The following is a 17161-nucleotide window of genomic DNA, read 5'->3' as shown; positions in this document are numbered from 1 at the left end:
CCGCCTGCGAGTCCCCCGCCGGCCGGCTCCCCCCGCCCAACCGGTCGGACTCACTGTCTACTTGAGCAGCGTCCACCCCCCGGTGATACACACCGTGCGGGGAACTTTCCCGCTCGCCAACCTGCTGGCAGCCCGCCTAGGCGGCCGCAACCGGGGGCTTCCGCCCCCACGCGGTCACGAACAGCGGCCCCCACCCGCTGACGGGGCGGCGGAGGTCGTCCAGCAGCGCGTCGACCTCCTCGTCGCGCAGGAGGCCCTGCTGGACGAGCGGTCCCCGCAGGTGCTCCAGTGACCAGCGGGCCGCTGCGAACGACGGTGCCGTCGGGGTCAGCACCTGCGCGGCGGCCGAGGCTCCCACGCCCTCGAGTCCCAGGTCGGCGAGCCGGAAGGGCAGCCAGCGGCCGTACTCGGGGTCGACCCCGCTCGTCGCCATGAACGTCGCGTTCGCCCGCCACATCGCCGCCAGTCGCCGGGCGACCTCCGGCGTCGGCGCGGCGACCGCCGCCGGGTCGGCGTTCACGGGGAGCAGGAAGTCGACGTCCTCGACCACGAGCCATCCCCCGGGGCGGAGCAGCGCCGCGAGCCGGGCGAGCACCTCGTCACGCGAGGGCAGATGCTCGAGGACCGCGCGGGCGTGCACGAGGTCGAAGGGGCCACCGGGGACCGGGTCGGTGGTGATGTCGAGGCGGTGGACCTCGACGTTCGGCGCATCGAGCGCCTCGACGAACCGGGTGTCGAGGTCGACGGCGACGACCGTACCGCCCGGGTCGACGAGGGCGGCGAGCGCCGCCGTGACGGAACCCCCGCCGGCACCGACCTCCAGGCACCGCCAGCCCGGTGCGACGCCGACCGCGGCGAACGCCGCGAGGGTCGCGGGGTCCGCCGTCGCCTCGAGGCTGCGCAGGCGTTCGCGCTCCCGCTTCCAGCCCGCGTCGTAGATGTACTCGCCCATATCCCCCCGCTCCGGCCGCGCGGCCGACCACGCCACACATCCTGCCACCTCGGAGCGGGGAAAGGGGTGTTGTCATCTGCCGGGCGAAGCGGGTACCGTCGGTCCGGCCGTCGACCAAGGAAGACCTGTATGCCGTCGTTCCCGAGGGCGCGGAGGAGCTCCTCCCCCCTCCAAGCGCCGGCCGCGCATCCCACGCGGGCCGCCTGCTCATCCGGCAGCGACCGTCACCTGCTTGTGCTCGTGGCGGCCGCCGCGTTGACGTTGGTGCTCGCCACCGGCGGCCAGGCCGCGGCCGACTCGCACCAGGGCCCGATCGGTGGTGGGGCGACCGTCCCCGTGCCGACACCGGAGGGGGAGGGGTCTACCCTGCTCCCGGGCGTCGAACCCGACGAGGACGCCCCCGCGGCGCCGCCCGAGTCGTCGCCCGAGCAGCCGGCACCCGACGGCGAGCCTCCGCCGTCGGAGGACCCGCCTCCGCCACCCGGCGAGGAGCCGGCGCCCGGCGAGCCGCCCCCGGGCGAAGCAGGGCCCCCTCCGCCGGAGGCGGCGCCCCCCGAGGCGGGTGTGCAGTCGAGTGGTGAGGTTCCCCCCGCTCCGGTCGCTGCTCCGCGGCCGTCCGCCGGGTCGGCAGGTGCGCCGCGGTTGCAGCAGGGCTACGCGACCGGTCTCGGTGGCCTCGGCATGGGTGAGGGGGAGGCCCCGGGCGTGCTGCCCCCGATGATCGCCGCGCCGGGCGTGGCCGTCGCCCCGCCCGAGGGCGCACCGTCCCAGGTGCTGGCCGCGCCGGGGCGGATTTCCACGGGTTTCCCGCGCAGGGGCACCGTCGAGGGAGGCGAGGGGGCCGTTCCGGACGGCGCGGTCCTCGTGCTGCTCGCGGGGGGTCTCGCGTGGTTCGAGCGGCGCTACCGCGCCCGCTACCGGGTCGGCTCGCCCGAGGGCTCCTGACCGCCGGCCCGCGGGCCGCGGGTCAGCGCGGGCCGGCGCCGGTGGAGCTGCCGCCCACCAGGGCCTTCCAGCAGACGGAACCGTAGCCGCGCGCGACGCTCTCCGGGTCCTCCAGCGGCTGGCCGCAGCCCCTGCAGGGCGGACCGGACGGCGTCGAGCCCGCCGGGCACGTCTGCGTGTGCGGACCCGCGGCCACGGGGCGGCGCGCCTGCTCGCGCAGCGGCCCGAACAGCAGCCGAAGAGGGGATGCGTCCGCAGCGAGGAGCGAGAACCGCAGGACCTGCGGGTGCGCGACCTCGAGCGGACCCTTCAGGACCCGGACGATGACGTCGAGGTCGTGGGGTCCGACCGGCCTGAACCACTCCCCCGGCCGCTCACCCGGCTGGAAGCCGGCAGGGTGGAGGCGGCGGTCGTCGGGCCGGCGGGTCGTGGCGAGCAACGCCGCGCGCACCACGAGCAGATGCGCGCCGTTGCCGACCGACGTGAGCGTGAGCCACGCGTCGATCAGTCCGGCGCGCTGGGACGTCAGCGCCTGCGAAAGGTCGTCCCACGACAGCAGAGCGACCATCCCCTGCGCACGCTGCCAGCCCTGGTCGATTCCACGTTCGAGCAGGTCCACCGGCCGGGTCGCGACCGGATGGAGGCCGCCCGCGGAGCCGGGTTGCAGCTTTCTTGCGAGTCCCATTGCCGATTCCCTCTCCTCTGGGAGCGGTATCGGCCGATCGGGGCGCGCGCTTGACGGCCGCGGACGTGTCCGAAGGTCCGGCCCTCCGACCGGGACACGCGGTTAAGGTTGTGCAATGTGCCGAAGCATCCAGCAGCTGCGCGGAGCGCAACCACCGGCGAGCGACACCGAGGTGCGCGACGCCGCGCTCCAGTACGTGCGCAAGGTCAGCGGCTACCGCGCCCCGTCGAAGGCGAACGCGGCGGTGTTCGACAGGGCGGTCGACGACATCGCCGCGGTCACCCGGCGGCTGCTCGACGGCCTCGTCGTCGTGGCGGGCTCACGACCCGCTGAGCCGGTGCAGCGCCGGGTCCGCCGCTGAGGGTCATCGTTCCCCTCGGGTGATCCCGGCGGGCTGCGCGCTGCCCGCCGCTGGCGGCTCGGTTCCGACGAGTCCCCGCAGCAGCGCGACCCGGGGGACCATGCCGACGAGCTTGCCCTGGGCGTCGACGACCGCGATGGGGTAGGGCTCCTCCGCCGCCATGGGGATGAGCGCACGCAGGGCCGTGTCGGGCGGCGTCGCCGCGTACCCATCGAGGGGCAGGTCGCGCACCGCGTCGACCTGCGCCCTGCGCCCCTCGGCCGCGGTGTCGGCCGTGAGCAGTCCGAGCAACCTGCCCTCCGCGTCGGTGACGTACGCGCTCGACCGGCTCGCGCGCTGCATCATGCGCAGCGCGACGTCGGGTGCGTGACCCCCGCGCACGACGTCTCCGACGTCGGTCATGACGTCACGGGCGACCAGCACCCGTGACGCGTCGACGTCCTGGACGAACGAGGCGACGTAGTCGTCGGCGGGGTGGCGGAGGATCTCCTGGGGACGACCGACCTGCACGATCCTGGCCTCCCGCATGATCGCCATGCGGTCGCCGAGCTTCAGCGCCTCGTCGAGGTCGTGCGTGATGAACACGATGCACTTATCGATCCTGCTCTGCAGGTCGATGAGCTCGTCCTGCATCTCCCGGCGGATGAGCGGGTCGAGGGCGGAGAAGGGCTCGTCCATGAGGAGGATGTCGGGGTCCGTGGCGAGCGCCCGAGCAAGGCCGACCCGCTGCTGCATCCCGCCGGACAGCTCGTCGGGCAGGCTCGACTCCCAGCCGGCCAGCCCGACAAGCGCGAGCGCCTCGCGGGCGCGACGCTCCCGCTCGTCGCGGGCGATGCGCTGCACCTCGAGCCCGTAGGCGACGTTGCCGAGGAGGTCCCGGTGCGGCAGGAGCGCGAAGTGCTGGAAGACCATGGCGACCTTGCGGCGTCGGAGGTCGCGCAGGCCGGAGGCGCCCATGCGCACCACGTCGTCGCCGTCGATGAGCACGCTGCCCGCAGTGGGCTCGACGAGTCGGTTGATGCACCGGACAAGCGTCGACTTGCCGCTGCCCGACAGGCCCATGACGACGAAGGTCTCGCCGTCGTGCACGTCGAAGCTCGCGTCGACCACCCCGACCGTGCTTCCCGTGCGCCGCAGGATCTCCTCCTTCGTGCAGCCTTCTGCGAGCAGCTCGAGCGCCCGGCGGGGATGCGGGCCGAAGACCTTGGAGAGCCCGCGCACGACGATCTTCGGCTGCCCGCTCACGCTCCCGTGCTCCGCCTCGCCACGCCCGAGCCCCCGGCGAACGCCTGCGTCATGCGGTCCATGACCATGGCGAGAATGACGATCGCGATCCCACCGACGAACGCGAGCCCGACGTCCTGGCGCCCGAGCCCGCGAAGGACCACCTCGCCGAGTCCCGGCGCTCCGACGAGCGAGGCGACGATGACCATGGCGAGGGCCATCATCGTCGTCTGGTTGACCCCCGCCATGATCGTCGGGAACGCCAGCGGCAGCTCGACCTTGCGCAGCATCTGCGCCGGTGTCGAACCGAACGCCGCAGCCGCCTCCACGGTCTCACCGGGCACCTGCCGGATGCCGAGCTCGGTGAGCCGGATGACCGGAGGGATGGCGTAGACGAGCACGGCGATGAGCGCTGGGGCCCGGCCGATCCGGAAGAGCATGACGATGGGGACGAGGTAGACGAAGCTCGGCAGGGTCTGCATGAAGTCGAGCACGGGGCGCATGAGCGCACTCACCCGGGCGCTGCGGGCCATGGCGATGCCGAGCGGGATGCCGGTGGTCACCGCCACGACGACCGCGGTGACGACGATCGCGGCGGTGATCATCGTCGCGGTCCAGGTGCCGAACGAGGCGATCGCGACGAGCCCGATCGTGACGCCGGCGGCGAGCCGCCACCCCCCGGCCCGCCACGCCGCGACGGCGAGGAGCACGACGACGAGGCTCCATGGCAAGGCGAGCAGGGCCCGCTCGATGGGCAGGAGCACGAACAGGATGGCCGAACGGATGGCGGCGAACAGCTCACCGAAGTGCGCGAGGAGGAAGGCGACGAGGCGGTCGACCCAGTCCGCCAGCGGTAGGCGCAGCTCTTCGGGGAACTCCGTCAGCCAGCCGAGGTCCATCTCCGGCCTCCCTTTGTCGCGCCAGCCACGCGCGGCGCCACGACGGCCCACCAGCCTCGCACGAACTCACACGTCCACGCCGGCGTCGCGCAGCGCCCCCTCGACGCGTTCGAGGGGTTCTCCGTCGAGCCAGTCCCTCCAGTGGTCGTAGTTCTCGAAGAACCACAGCGCCGCGTCCTGCGCGTCGGCGTCGTGCTCGACGATGAACGCCCCGGCCTCGTTCAACGGGTCTGTGCCCACCTCCATGCGTTCGAGGAACTCGACCGCCTCGGGGGCGCGCTCCTGCAGGCCCGCGTGGATGCCCTTGGTTACCGGGTGCGTCTGGAAGCCGCAACCCGCCTCCTCGGGCACGTCGGCGGGCGCGGGCACGTCGGCGGACGCGAGCCCCTGCTCGCGGGCCTGCTCGTTGGCGGCCTCGCACTCCTCGGTCCACTCGGGCTCGTCGAGCTGCACGAAGTCGAAGCGGCCCATGAGCGCCGTCGGCTCCCAGTAGTAGCCGACGACCGGCTCGCCGCGCTCGTAGGCTCCCACCAGCTCCGCGTCCAGGGCCCCAGGCGACCCGGGGCTGCGGATGTTCACGTCGTCGAGCAGCCCGTAGGCGGCGAACTTCACCTCGGTGATGGCCGCGCACTCCCAGTCAGGCGGGCAGTTGACGAGCGCGGCCCGGCCGGGGTCCTCGGGGTCGGCGAACACGTCGGCGTAGTCGGGCAGGTCGAAGACCGACTCGAGGTCGGGGGCCGCCGGCTCGATGCCGCGCGCGTCGTCACCCTCGATCACGAAGCGGGGCACGTAGTAGCCCTGCGTCGCGCGCTCGAGCACGGGTCCGATGTCGATCACCGTGCCCTCCGCGATCACCTGCTCGTACCACTCGACGCGGTTGACCGCCCACAGCTCCATGACCACGTCGATGTCGCCCTGGGGCAGCGCCTGCTCCATGACCGGCGCGGCGAGCACGACCGTCTCGGTGTCGTAGCCGTAGCCGTGCTCGAGGACGAACGCCGCGATGGCGTTGTTGACGTCGAGGCTCTCCCACTGGCCGTCCCAGAACGTGATGGTGCCCCCCGCCGGTGCGGCGCCCGGCTCGTCGGGCGCCGTCTCGCCGCAGCCGGCGAGCGCGAGCATGAGCGCGGTGAGCGGGGCCCAGGAGCCGAGTCGGGCGCGCATGTCGAGGCCTCCAGCACAGGTGCGCAGGGACGCGGCCTCCCATCGTGCACCGGCGACGTCCCGAGCGCCAGCCCCCCGCTCAGTCCCCGTCGCGGTCGACGAGCTCGTCGGGCTCGATGAGCCCGCCAACGGCCGCGAGCGCGCCGGCGAGCGCGACCGCCCGGTCGTACACCGCCGCGAAGTAGTGCTCGGCCACCACCTCGTGGCCGGGCAGTGGCGGCGGACCGAGTGAGCGCACGGTGGCGGCGGGCACGTCGGTGATCCGCACGTCGTGGCGCGCGGGCGGCAGCTGGGACGGCGCGCCCCAGAAGCCCGCGACGTTCTCGTCGGCGCGCCGCTTGCCGCCTGCACCGCGGCGGCGCCGGTCCCCCCGTGCGCGCTGGGCCGGTTGCTGCTTGCGCGAGCGGCTCATGCGGCCACCCCCGCGTGCGGCCCGTCGGAGACGGTGTCGTCGGTGAGCAGCGCGTCGGGGTCGAGACCGAGCGCGGCCCGCAGCTGGTCGCTCTGCAGGTCGTCGATCGAAGTGGACTCGGGCAGCACGAGGTCGGCGATGCGGCGCTTGCCGGCCACGACCTCCTCGACCCGCTCGTCGACGGTGCCGGGGCACACGAGGCGGTGGCACACCACCGTGCGGGTCTGGCCGATGCGCCACGCCCGGTCGCGCGCCTGGTCCTCCACCGCGGGGTTCCACCAGCGGTCGTACAGCACGACGTGGCTCGCGGCGGTCAGGTTGAGCCCCGTCCCACCGGCCTTCAGGGACAGGACGAGCGCGCCCGGCCCGTCGCCTTGCTGGAAGTCACGCACCATGCGGTCGCGCGGGCCGCGCGCGAGGCCGCCGTGGTAGCACGCGATAGGCAGCCCCGTCCGTTCGGTGAGGTGCGCGGCGAGGCGCTCCCCCCAGGAGGCGAAGTGGGTGAAGACGAGCACCCGCTCCCCCGCCTCGAACGCGCTGTCGACAAGCTCCTCGAGGCGGGCGAGCTTGCCCGACCTGCCCGCGAGCGGTCCGTCCCGGTCGACGTAGCCGGCGGGGTGGTTGCAGATCTGCTTCAGGGCGGTGATCGCGGCGAGCACCGCGCCCTTCCGCGGCGGCCCCTCCTCCGCGCTCGCCGCCACGAGGTCGTCGAGCACCGCCTGGTACAGCCCGACCTGCTCGGGGGTCATGGGGCAGTGGTCGAGCACGTCGATCCGGTCGGGCAGCTCGGCGGCGATGAGTGGCTCCGCCTTCGTCCGGCGGAACACGAGCACGCCGTTCAGCGTGCGCAGCGCCAGCTCGGCGGTGCTGCGGGCGTCGCCCCGCCGGGACAGCTGCGCGACGAACGTCGCACGGTCCCCGACGAGCCCGGGGTTCGTGAAGTCGAGCAGCGCCCACAGGTCGCCGAGGCCGTTCTCGATCGGCGTGCCGGTGAGGGCGACACGGGTTCGTGCCGCCAGCCGCCGCAGCTGCCGGGCGGTGTCGCTCGTGGGGTTCTTCACGACCTGCGCCTCGTCGAGCACGAGCGTGTCCCACGCGACGTCCTCGAGCGCGTCGATGTCGCGCACCGCGGTGCCGTAGGTGGTGATGACGAGGTCGGCGTCGGCCACCTCGGCCGCGATGTCGGGCCGCTCGGCGCGGTTCGACCCGTGGTGCACGACCACGCGGAGGTCGGGGACGAACCGGCGCGCTTCGGCGGCCCAGTTGCCGACGACCGCCGGCGGTGCGACGACGAGCGCGGGGTTGCCGCCCGCGGTCGCGCGCAGGTGCGCGAGCATGACGGGGGTCTTGCCGAGGCCCATGTCGAGCGCCAGGCACCCGCCGAGGCCGGCGCGGGCGATGAACTCCAACCACGCGAGCGCCTCGGCCTGGTAGCCGCGCAGCTCACCCGCGAAGCCGGGCGGGTTGGTCGACGGATGCTCGGCGATCCTGCCGGCGCTGCGGATGAGATCGGCCGCCCACCCGTCGCCGGCCACGCTGATGCCGCCGGGCAGGGACGGCCCGTCGAGGCCGAGCGCGTGGCGGAGCATCTCCGCCCCGGTGAGGCGGGTGCGGTCGGCCCGCTCGGCGAGCGCGGCCGCGGCGGCCTCGAGGTCGGCGTGGTCGAGCTCGACCCAGCGGCCGTGGGCCTTGATGAGCGGGCGGGCCTCGGCCGCGAGCCGGGTGATGTCCGCGGCGGTGAGCTCGACGTCGTCGAAAACCGCCGACCAGCGCACGCTCGTGAGCTGCTGGGCCCCGACCGCCGTGTCCTGAGCCTGCGTGGAGGTGAGGCGCAGCCCCGGAGAGGGCTTGCGGCGGGACAGGGGAGGCACCCGCACGTCGAAGCCGGCGGCCACGAGCACCGGTCCCGTGCCGGTCATGAGGTCCCAGGCCTCGTCCTGGCTCAGCGCCACCTCGCCCCGCCGGGAGGCCTTGCCGCGCAGCAGCGGCGGGTAGAGCGCCTCGAGGCGCTCGAGCTCACGCTTGATGCCCTCACGCCGCCTCGACGACACCGTCGACATGGCCGCCTCCACCCGCGTCGGGCGCTCCCCGTCCTCCCCGAGGAGCGTCTGCAGATGCCAGACGTCACCCTCGTCGGGTGGGTCGAGCTGCACGACGAGCCGGGGCCGGCCATGCCCGGTGAGGGGCCGTGCCCAGCGCGCGAGTCCACGGCTGAGCTCGCCTGCGCGCTGCTCGGAGGCGGAGAACGCCGTCCCGTCGAGACGGGCGAGGAAGGCCTCGGCGAGCTCCTGGTCGGAGCGCGGGTCGGGTGGGGGCGCCGGAACCTCCACGCGCGCCGCGGCGTCCCGGCAGATCGCGTCGATGAAGTCGCCGACTACGGCCTCGGTGAAGGCCCGGGGGTCCTGGCCGGCGCCGTGCACGGCCGCGACCGACCCGGGGCGAGACCGGGCCAGCGCCGCGAGCTCGTCCCCGTCGATCAGGGCCGGCGCCCAGCGCACGGCGAACGCCGAGCGACCGGCGCGGCCGTTTCCTTCGGCCTTGCCGGCGACCTTCTCGAGCTGCGGGACCATGCGGCCCTGGGCGACGAGGCGGACCGCGAGCGCAGCCGCGAGACCGAGCCAGGTCGCGCTCGCCCCAAGGGACTCGTCACCGGCGGTGGAGTCGAGGGCGACAAGCCACCCGAGCACGGAGGTCAGCGGTGCCGCCACCGCCTCGGCCTTCCCGCCGCCGGGCAGGGTCACGGGAGGCGCGCCGGCCCAGGCGTCGGTCGCGGCTGCGGCGTGCAGCCGGGCACGGACCGCCTCGACGGCATCGGCTTCGGCCGCCGCGCCGGCGGCCCAGGCGATGACGTGGCCGGGCGACCACGACAGCTGGAGCCCCGCGATGGCCGGCTCGTCGGACGGGGGCGGCTCGACCGGTGTCCGCCGCGCGGACCGGTGCGCGGGCTCCGGCTCGGGCTCGTGCTCACCGGCCAGCGCGGTGAGCGCGGCGTCGATCCGGTCGCGCTCATCGGTGAAGTCGGCGAGCACGAGCTCGCGCTCCGGACCGGTGACGTTCGCGCGGACCCGTTCCAGTGCCGCTTCGGCGTCGCGAAGCAGCTCCTCGAGGGCGAAGATCCAATCGTCCTCGTGCGCCTCGAGCGCGGCGACGTCGGCGTCGGAGGCGCACCCGTCGACGTGCGCCTGCGCAAGCCGCCGGAACTCGCGCGCCGTGAGCGGGTTTGACTGCGTGCTCGTGCTGATCGGTCTTCCCTCTTTCCAGCCGGCCGAGCCGGCCGCGCGTCAGCCGTCCACCGCGGACGCCCCTGCACGCGGGCGACCGCGACGCCATCCGACCGGCAGGCCCCGTAGCTCGTCGTCGGGCGGCTCCCGCACGCCTTGCCGGTTCGCGTCGACCCGGACCTTTGACCGGACCCCCGCAGGGATCGACGGTCCGTTGCGACGCTGCCACTCTACCGTTTCCGGGCGCGGCGCTCCGCAACCATCGGTTCGCCGGGTGATGTGGAATCCGACGTACGACGAGCCTTGAGGCCTCGCGGCGGGCGCCGCAGCGAGTGCCCGCTCCCCATAGCTCCTCGCGCAGGGTGGACGTCGAATCCGCCTCGACGCGGTGCACCGGGCGAAGCGGCGCATGTGCCGATACCCTCGCACGCAGCGCTCGGCGGACCGTAGTCTGGGTCGTCCCGATGCGTGGGGCACGGGGACCCGGGAGGTCGACCATGGAAGGCTCGTCGGGGCCCGAACGGGAGCTGTTCGAGGGGGACGTCGGGCGGGTGCTCGCAATCGCGGCGCACCCCGACGACCTCGAGTACGGGCCGGCCGCCGCCGTCGCACGATGGACCCGTGAGGGCCACGAGGTCGTCTACCTGCTCGCCACGCGCGGGGAGGCGGGAATCGACGGGCTCGCGCCCGACGAGTGCGGGCCGCTGCGCGTCGCGGAGCAGCAGCGCAGCGCCGCGGTGGTCGGCGTGGATGTCGTGGAGTTCCTCGACCACGCCGACGGCGTGCTCGTGTACGGCCCGGAGCTGCGCCGGGACTTCGCGGCGGCCATCCGCCGCCACCGCCCCGACACCGTCGTGACGATCAACCACCGGGAGACCTGGGGTCAGGCGGGGGCGCTCAACTCCGCGGACCACCGGGCTGTCGGCGCGGCGGTCATCGACGCCGTCGCCGACGCCGGCAACCGCTGGATCTTCCCCCGGGTCGGCGGGGAGGCGCACAAGGCGCGCAGGGTCATGGTCGCCGGTTCGCCGCAGGCGCGTCACGCGATCGACGTGAGCGACACGGTGGATCTCGCGGTCGCCTCCCTCGCCGAGCACAGGGTTTACCTCGAGGCGCTCGGGGACCATCCCATGGGCGACCCCGAGTTCCTGCGCTGGTTGCTCGCGGACGCCGGCACGACGGTTGGCTGCGACGCGGCGGTGGCGGTGGAGCTGTTCACGTTCGAGGGCGGCTGACCGGTCGTCGAAAGGTAGGAGACCTCGTCATGGACGTCCGAGCGCGCAACAACGTGACCATCTCCGGTCGTGCGGACGGCCAGCCGATGCTGTTCGCGCACGGCTTCGGGTGCGATCAGCACATGTGGCGGTTCGTCGCCCCGGCGTTCGCCGACGACTACCGCATCGTGCTTTTCGACCACGTCGGCGCGGGCGGCTCGGACCTGTCGGCCTACGACCCCGCGCGGTACTGGTCGCTGCACGGCTACGCGCGCGACGTCCTGGTGATCTGCGAGGAGCTCGACCTGCAACGGGTCATCTTCGTCGGGCACTCGGTGAGCGCGATGATCGGCGTGCTCGCGGCGATCGCCGAGCCCGAGCGCTTCTCCCGCCTCGTGCTCGTCAGCCCGTCGCCGTGCTACATCGACGACGAGGGCTACACCGGCGGGTTCAGCCGGGCCGACATCGACGAGCTCCTCGAGTCGCTCGACAGCAACTACCTCGGCTGGTCGAGCGCCATGGCGTCGGTGATCATGGGCAACACGGACCGGCCCGAGCTCGGCGAGGAGCTCACGAACAGCTTCTGCCGCACGGACCCCGACATCGCGCGCCGCTTCGCCCGCGTGACGTTCCTGAGCGACAACCGCACGGACCTGCCGCAGGTCCGCACCTCCGCGCTCGTGCTCCAGTGCTCGGCGGACGTGATCGCCCCCGAGTCCGTCGGCGAGTACGTGCACGAGCACCTCCCGGTGAGCGAGTACGTGCGCATGTCCGCCACCGGACACTGCCCGAACCTCAGCGCGCCCGACGAGACCGTCGCGGCGATGAAGGCGTTCCTCGCCTCCCCGCGGGCATGAGCAGCCGGCCCGCGCCCGAGGAGGAGGTGGCGGTGCCGGTCGTGCCCGCGGAGAACGCGGAGGACCTCTACGAGCACGCGCCGTGCGGCTACCTGTCGACGCTGCCGGACGGGACGATCATCCGCGTCAACGAGACACTGCTGAGCTGGCTCGGCTACGAGCGCGACGAGCTCGTCGGCGCGCGCCGGTTCGTCGACCTGCTCAGCGTCGGCGGGCGCATCTACCACGAGACGCACTACGCGCCGCTCCTCGCGATGCAGGGGCGGGCCCGCGAGGTCGCCTTCGAGCTCGTGCGCGCCGACGGCAGCCGACTGCCCGTGCTCGTCAACGCCATCAGGGTGCACACGCCGGACGGCGACGTCCTCCGCACGAGCGTGCTCGACGCCAGCGACCGCCGCGAGTACGAGCGGGAGCTGCTCCGCGCCCGGGAGCACGCCGAGCGGTCCGAGGCACGCGCGCGGGTGCTCGCGGAGACGCTCCAGGCGAGCCTCATCCCGCCCGCGCCTCCCGTGATCCCCGGGCTCGACGTCGGTGCGGCCTACCGGCCCGCGGGGCGGGGCGACGAGGTCGGCGGAGACTTCTACGACGTCTTCGAGACGGGCAACGGGGGCTGGGCCGTCGCCGTCGGCGACGTCTGCGGCAAGGGCGCCGTGGCGGCGGCGGTCACCGCGCTGGCCCGCTACACCATTCGCGCCGCCGCGATGGGCAGCCACCGCCCGAGCGTCGTGCTCGCCACGCTGAACGCCGCCCTGCTGCGCAACAACGCCGTTGAGCGCCATTGCACCGTCGTGTACCTCTGCGTGCAGCGCGACGGCGAGGGCCGGGTGCACGCGACGATCGCAAGCGGCGGGCATCCGTTGCCGATCCTCGTCCGGGAGGAGGGGACGGGCCCGGTGGGTGAGGCGGGGACCCTGCTCGGGGTCCTGGATGATCCGGTGCTGCCCGACACCACGCTCGTCCTCGAGCCGGGCGAGGCGCTGTTCTGCTACACCGACGGTCTCGTCGAGGGGCGTCGTGGCAGGGAGTTCTTCGGGGAGGAGCGCCTCGAGCGCGCGCTTCACGCCCGACGGGGGCGGCCGGCGACCGAGGTCGCGAAGGCGGTCGTCGACGAGGTCGTCGACTTCCAGGGCGGCAGGCCGCGCGACGACATGGCGGCCGTGCTCCTCGGCGTCGCCCGGCCGTAGCCGCTCACCCGAGCAGCAGCGCGGTGACCGCCTCCAGGTCACGCAGGTCGGGTTCACCGGCGGGAGGATAGGGCTCCGCGGGGTGGCGGGGTGCCGGCGTCCTACCCGGCGGCCTGCCGGTAGAGTCGCCGGTCATGACCACGACACCGTCCCCGCAGGAGCACGGCCCGGCCGCGCGGCGTTGGGCCGACGCGCTCGCGGCGTGGGCCCTGCCCGAGGAGATCCTCGCTCAGGCGCCGGAGCCCCCCTATGGCTTCGACGTCGGGTTGTTCGCCCGCATCGCGGACGACGCGGTGACCCGGTACACGCCCTCGCGGCGCGTTGCCCTCGAGGCGCTACCCGTGGGCGGCAGCGTGCTCGACGTCGGCTGCGGCGGGGGGGCGGCCAGCCTGCCCCTCGTGCCGCCCGCGAGTCTCCTCGTCGGGGTCGATGAGAGCCCCGACATGCTCGCGGCGTTCGCCGAGCGCGCAGCGGCACAGGGAGCCGGGCATCTGCTCGTCGAGGGCCGTTGGCCCGAGGTCGCGGACCGCGCTCCCCCCGTCGACGTCGTCGTCTGCCACAACGTGCTCTACAACGCGCCCGACGCCGGGCCGTTCCTGCGGGCCCTGAACGATCACGCCCGCCAGCGGGTCGTGGTCGAGCTCACCGAGGAGCACCCTGTCTCCTGGATGAACCCGTACTGGCAGCACCTGCACGGGCTGCACCGCCCGGACGGGCCGACCGCGTCGGACGCCGCGGAGGTCGCCCGCGAGCTCGGCTACGACGTCGCGGTGGAGCGCTGGGAGCGCCCGTGGCGCGACCACGACGAGGAGCACCTCGTCGCCATGGTGCGCCGACGCCTTTGCGTCGGGCCCGAGCGGGACCCGGAGATCCGCACGCTCTTGGACCGCTTCCCGCCCCCCGGAGCGCGGGAGGTCGCGACCCTCTGGTGGTCGCCCTCCACGGCTGTGGAGTGGGCCGGTGTCGGGACCGCGTCATCCTCAGGGTGATCCCGGGCATGCGGTGCGTGCCTGGCACCCCTGTTCGCGGGCCACCCGTTTCTGTGCGCGTTCGCGGGTGCTGGGCCGCCGACGCCCCCGCGCCGTCGACTGCGCACGCTGCGGGTAGGATACTCGGTCGGCGATGCAGCCCACGGCCCGGGACCAGCTGCCGTACAGCGACGCCGACGTCGCCGCCGCGACCGACCGGTTGCGCGGCATCTGCGGGGGGATGCCGGAGGTGACGGAGCGGGTCAGCCACGGCGCCGTGACGTTCTTCGTACGCGGCAAGCGGACGTTGTGCTACCTCACCGACGACCACCACGGCGACGGGCGCCTCGCCCTCGTCTGCCCCGCGCCGCCGGGCGTGCAGGAGGAGATGGTCGAAGCCGAGCCGGAGCGCTTCTTCCGTCCGCCCTACGTCGGCCACCGCGGCTGGATCGGGCTGCGGCTCGACGTCGCCCCGGACTGGCAGGAGGTCGCCGGCATCGTCGCCGACGCCTACCGCTGCGTCGCGCCGGTGACCCTCGTGCGCCGGCTCGACGCCGGGGAGGGCGGACAGGGGTAAGTCGCCGCCCTCAGTGGATCCGGCGGCCCCCGCGCCACACCGCCGCGGCGAGGGGCACGCCGGGACGGTAGGCGAGGTGCACGTGCGACGGCGCGTCGAGGACGACGAGGTCGGCGGCGGCGCCGGGGCGCAGGGTGCCGACGTCGTCGCGGCGCAGGGCCCGGGCGCCGCCTGCGGTGGCGGCCCACACGGCCTCGGCCGGCGAAAGGCCCATCTCGCGCACCGCGAGGGCGATGGCGAAGGGCATCGACGTCGTGTAGGAGCTGCCGGGGTTGCAGTCCGTCGCGAGGGCCACGACGACGCCCGCGTCGAGCAGCCGCCGGGCGTCCGGATAGGGCGAGCGGGTGGAGAACTCCGCCGCCGGCAGCAGCGTCGCGACGACCCCCGCGTCGGCGAGCGCGGCGGCGTCGCCGTCGTCGAGGTGAGTGCAGTGGTCGGCGGAAGCCGCCCCGACCTCGCAGGCGACCCGGACGCCGGGGCCGGGCCCGAGCTGGTTGGCGTGGACCCGGGCGCCCAGACCGTGGGCCGCGCCGGCGCGGAGGACCGCGCGGGCCTGGTCCGCGTCGAACGCGCCCTGCTCGACGAACACGTCGACCCATCGCGCCAGGGGCGCGCACGCCTCGAGCATCGGGCCGGCGACGAGGGCGACGTAGCCGTCCGGGTCCCCCGCGTGCTCCGGCGGGACGACGTGGGCGCCGAGGAAGGTCGTCTCGTCGGTGTGGCGTCGGGCGACGGCCAGACAGCGGGCTTCGTGCTCGACGGACAGGCCGTAGCCGGACTTGATCTCCACGGTCGTCGTGCCCTGCCGGGCCATCTCGTCGACGAGGCGGGCGGTGACCGACGCGAGCGTCTCGGTGTCCGCCGCGCGCGTGGCCGCGACCGTGCGCGCGATCCCCCCGGCGGTGTAGCGCCGCCCCGCCATGCGGGCAGCGAACTCCTCGGAACGGTCGCCGGCGAATACGAGGTGCGCGTGGCTGTCGACGAAGCCGGGAAGCACGCACCGCCCGCCGACGGCGACGCGCTCGTCGGCGGCCGGGGCGCCCGCCGCCGCGCCGACCCACGCGACGCGTCCTTCCTCGACGACGAGCGCGGCCTCGCCGACGAGCCCCAGGGGCGAGCCGTCGCCGAGCTCCGGGGCGCAGGTGACGAGCTGGCCGATGCGGTCGAACAGCGTCGTGCTCACTCCGCGCCCCGCGGGCTGGCCGCCGGGCGTGCGGGGCGGGCGGGGTTCACGGGGCGTCGTCGCGCTGGACGTCCGCAACCGCGTCGGCGAGCAGGCGGCCCACGTCACCGAGGGCGTGGACGCCGTCGCGGACCACCCGGCGGCCGTCGACGACGACGTCGGTCACGTCGGCTGCGGCGCCGGCGAACACGACCATGTCCGCGGCCGTGGCGGGGTCCGCGCCGGCCGTGCGGACCGAGTCGAGGCGCACGGCGACGAGGTCGGCCCGCGCGCCCGCCTCGATGCGCCCCGCGTCGGCGAAGCCGACGCTCGCCTGCCCGTCGGCGGTGAGGGCCGCGAGGAGGGCGGCGGGGCGCAGGTGGCCGCGGCGGCCGGTGACGAGGCGCAGATGGTGCTCGACGCCCCGCGCCTCGGCGAACGCGTCGACGACCGCGTGGCTGTCGGTTCCGAGCGTGAGCGGCGCGCCGGCGTCCCGCAGCCGGGCGGCGGGCCCGACGCCGTCGGCGAGGTCGCGCTCCGTGGTGGGGCACAGACACACGTGCGTGTGGGCGTCGCCGAGGCAGGCGATGTCGCCGGCCGTCAGGTGCGTGGCGTGCACGGCCGTCGTCAGGGGCCCGAGCGCCCCCGCGTCGGCGAGCACCCGGGTCGGTGTGAGCCGGTAGGCCTTGCCGCAGGCGACGTTCTCCGCGCGCTGCTCCGACACGTGGGCGTGCAGCGGCACGCCATGACCTTCGGCCCATGCGGCGACCGTGGGGACCTGTTCGCGGGGGACGGCCCGCACGGAGTGGACGGCCGCGCCGACCACGACGTCATCCGCCCCGGCGTAGGTGGCGTGAAGAGCCTCGGCGCGCTCGGCCCAGCGGTTGGCGTCGCCGTCGCCGAAGCGCCGCGCGACGCCGTCGAGCGGCACGCCGATGCCGCCGGTGAGGTAGCAGGCGTCGAGCAGGCAGATGCGCAGGCCGGCGTCGCGGGCCGCCTCCACGAGCGCGGCGCCCATTGCGTTCTCCTCCGCGTAGGGCCGGCCGCCGGCGTCGTGGTGGACGTAGTGGAACTCCCCCACCGTGGTGAACCCGGCGAGCGCCATCTCCGCGAAGGCGGCGCGGCCCAGTGCGCGGGCGCGGTCGGGGTCGAGGCGGGCTGCCAGCGCGTACATCTGCTCCCGCCACGTCCAGAAGCTGCCCCGGCCGGCCTGGGTGCGCCCGCGCAGCGCCCGCTGGAAGGCGTGGCTGTGCGCGTTCACGAGCCCGGGCAGCACGAGCCCCCCGAGGCGCTCCGCACCGGCAGGCGCCCCGGTCCCCGGCGCGACCCCAGCGAC

The 17161-nt window shown here is 74.6% G+C and carries 17 protein-coding genes; 7 read left to right on the top strand and 10 right to left on the bottom strand.

What is annotated here, in order from left to right:
* Positions 1-136: 136 nt before the first annotated feature.
* Positions 137-952 (bottom strand): methyltransferase, encoded by an 816-nt coding sequence (locus tag VM324_14220; protein HVM00445.1) that lies wholly within the window; start codon positions 950-952, stop codon positions 137-139.
* A 129-nt stretch (positions 953-1081) separates the two neighbouring features.
* Here VM324_14220 and VM324_14215 point away from each other — a divergent pair, with 129 nt between their 5' ends.
* Entirely contained in the window at positions 1082-1897 is an 816-nt protein-coding gene (locus VM324_14215; protein HVM00444.1) for a hypothetical protein, read from the top strand.
* Between the two features lie 22 nt (positions 1898-1919).
* On the opposite strand, the gene VM324_14210 is transcribed toward VM324_14215, so the two are convergent.
* The gene (locus VM324_14210; protein HVM00443.1) at positions 1920-2582 is read right to left on the bottom strand and encodes a DUF6011 domain-containing protein; all 663 of its coding nucleotides are present in this window, start codon (positions 2580-2582) and stop codon (positions 1920-1922) included.
* Between the two features lie 115 nt (positions 2583-2697).
* Between VM324_14210 and VM324_14205 the strand changes: the two genes are divergently transcribed.
* Positions 2698-2943 (top strand): DUF2277 domain-containing protein, encoded by a 246-nt coding sequence (locus VM324_14205; GenBank protein HVM00442.1) that lies wholly within the window; start codon positions 2698-2700, stop codon positions 2941-2943.
* A 3-nt stretch (positions 2944-2946) separates the two neighbouring features.
* Here the strand turns inward: VM324_14205 and VM324_14200 are convergent, their stop codons facing one another.
* The 5 genes from VM324_14200 to VM324_14180 all read right to left on the bottom strand — a co-directional run bounded on the left by VM324_14200 (position 2947) and on the right by VM324_14180 (position 9671).
* On the bottom strand, positions 2947-4188 hold the full coding sequence (locus VM324_14200) for a glycine betaine/L-proline ABC transporter ATP-binding protein (protein HVM00441.1): 1242 nt from the start codon (positions 4186-4188) through the stop codon (positions 2947-2949).
* On the bottom strand, positions 4185-5066 hold the full coding sequence (locus VM324_14195) for an ABC transporter permease subunit (protein ID HVM00440.1): 882 nt from the start codon (positions 5064-5066) through the stop codon (positions 4185-4187). The genes VM324_14200 and VM324_14195 overlap by 4 nt, the downstream gene beginning before the upstream one ends.
* Positions 5067-5132: 66 nt before the next feature.
* On the bottom strand, positions 5133-6230 hold the full coding sequence (locus tag VM324_14190; GenBank protein HVM00439.1) for a glycine betaine ABC transporter substrate-binding protein: 1098 nt from the start codon (positions 6228-6230) through the stop codon (positions 5133-5135).
* Positions 6231-6309: 79 nt separating this feature from the next.
* Entirely contained in the window at positions 6310-6642 is a 333-nt protein-coding gene (locus tag VM324_14185; protein ID HVM00438.1) for a hypothetical protein, read from the bottom strand.
* Positions 6639-9671, bottom strand: a complete 3033-nt coding sequence (locus VM324_14180; GenBank protein HVM00437.1) for a DEAD/DEAH box helicase — start codon at positions 9669-9671, stop codon at positions 6639-6641. Before VM324_14180 ends, VM324_14185 begins: the two co-directional genes overlap by 4 nt.
* A gap of 689 nt (positions 9672-10360) precedes the next feature.
* Between VM324_14180 and VM324_14175 the strand changes: the two genes are divergently transcribed.
* From VM324_14175 to VM324_14165, 3 genes are read left to right on the top strand one after another with little or no spacing between them, the layout of a single operon-like run.
* Positions 10361-11098, top strand: coding sequence for a PIG-L deacetylase family protein (locus tag VM324_14175; protein ID HVM00436.1), 738 nt, complete (start codon positions 10361-10363; stop codon positions 11096-11098).
* A gap of 29 nt (positions 11099-11127) precedes the next feature.
* Positions 11128-11934, top strand: a complete 807-nt coding sequence (locus VM324_14170) for an alpha/beta hydrolase (GenBank protein ID HVM00435.1) — start codon at positions 11128-11130, stop codon at positions 11932-11934.
* Entirely contained in the window at positions 11931-13118 is a 1188-nt protein-coding gene (locus VM324_14165) for a SpoIIE family protein phosphatase (GenBank protein HVM00434.1), read from the top strand. The genes VM324_14170 and VM324_14165 overlap by 4 nt, the downstream gene beginning before the upstream one ends.
* Before the next feature lie 4 nt (positions 13119-13122).
* On the opposite strand, the gene VM324_14160 is transcribed toward VM324_14165, so the two are convergent.
* A complete protein-coding gene (locus tag VM324_14160) occupies positions 13123-13254 on the bottom strand; it encodes a hypothetical protein (protein ID HVM00433.1) in 132 nt (43 codons plus the stop codon).
* On the opposite strand from VM324_14160, the gene VM324_14155 reads away from it, so the two are divergent.
* Both VM324_14155 and VM324_14150 read left to right on the top strand, forming a co-directional pair.
* Positions 13253-14107, top strand: a complete 855-nt coding sequence (locus VM324_14155; GenBank protein ID HVM00432.1) for a class I SAM-dependent methyltransferase — start codon at positions 13253-13255, stop codon at positions 14105-14107. The two genes, VM324_14160 and VM324_14155, sit on opposite strands and share 2 nt — an antisense overlap.
* Positions 14108-14240: 133 nt before the next feature.
* Positions 14241-14663 (top strand): MmcQ/YjbR family DNA-binding protein, encoded by a 423-nt coding sequence (locus VM324_14150; GenBank protein HVM00431.1) that lies wholly within the window; start codon positions 14241-14243, stop codon positions 14661-14663.
* Between the two features lie 10 nt (positions 14664-14673).
* On the opposite strand, the gene hutI is transcribed toward VM324_14150, so the two are convergent.
* Positions 14674-15846, bottom strand: a complete 1173-nt coding sequence (hutI, locus tag VM324_14145) for an imidazolonepropionase (GenBank protein HVM00430.1) — start codon at positions 15844-15846, stop codon at positions 14674-14676.
* 46 nt (positions 15847-15892) lie between these two features.
* Positions 15893-17161, bottom strand: a 1269-nt coding sequence (locus VM324_14140; GenBank protein ID HVM00429.1) for a formimidoylglutamate deiminase, incomplete at its 5' end; no start/stop codon positions are given.

This window comes from Egibacteraceae bacterium, from assembly GCA_035540635.1.
In the GTDB taxonomy this organism is placed as follows: Bacteria; Actinomycetota; Nitriliruptoria; order Euzebyales; family Egibacteraceae; genus DATLGH01.
Note: the sequence above shows the minus strand (reverse complement) of the source record. Positions and strands in the feature narration are given on the sequence as shown.

Bases quoted from the DNA above. Each gene is read 5' to 3' on its own strand.
- VM324_14220 (HVM00445.1), bottom strand. From the start codon at position 952: ATGGGCGAGTACATCTACGACGCGGGCTGGAAGCGGGAGCGCGAACGC.
- VM324_14215 (HVM00444.1), top strand. From the start codon at position 1,082: ATGCCGTCGTTCCCGAGGGCGCGGAGGAGCTCCTCCCCCCTCCAAGCG.
- VM324_14210 (HVM00443.1), bottom strand. From the start codon at position 2,582: ATGGGACTCGCAAGAAAGCTGCAACCCGGCTCCGCGGGCGGCCTCCAT.
- VM324_14205 (HVM00442.1), top strand. From the start codon at position 2,698: ATGTGCCGAAGCATCCAGCAGCTGCGCGGAGCGCAACCACCGGCGAGC.
- VM324_14195 (HVM00440.1), bottom strand. From the start codon at position 5,066: ATGGACCTCGGCTGGCTGACGGAGTTCCCCGAAGAGCTGCGCCTACCG.
- VM324_14190 (HVM00439.1), bottom strand. From the start codon at position 6,230: ATGCGCGCCCGACTCGGCTCCTGGGCCCCGCTCACCGCGCTCATGCTC.
- VM324_14185 (HVM00438.1), bottom strand. From the start codon at position 6,642: ATGAGCCGCTCGCGCAAGCAGCAACCGGCCCAGCGCGCACGGGGGGAC.
- VM324_14175 (HVM00436.1), top strand. From the start codon at position 10,361: ATGGAAGGCTCGTCGGGGCCCGAACGGGAGCTGTTCGAGGGGGACGTC.
- VM324_14170 (HVM00435.1), top strand. From the start codon at position 11,128: ATGGACGTCCGAGCGCGCAACAACGTGACCATCTCCGGTCGTGCGGAC.
- VM324_14165 (HVM00434.1), top strand. From the start codon at position 11,931: ATGAGCAGCCGGCCCGCGCCCGAGGAGGAGGTGGCGGTGCCGGTCGTG.
- VM324_14155 (HVM00432.1), top strand. From the start codon at position 13,253: ATGACCACGACACCGTCCCCGCAGGAGCACGGCCCGGCCGCGCGGCGT.
- VM324_14160 (HVM00433.1), bottom strand. From the start codon at position 13,254: ATGACCGGCGACTCTACCGGCAGGCCGCCGGGTAGGACGCCGGCACCC.
- VM324_14150 (HVM00431.1), top strand. From the start codon at position 14,241: ATGCAGCCCACGGCCCGGGACCAGCTGCCGTACAGCGACGCCGACGTC.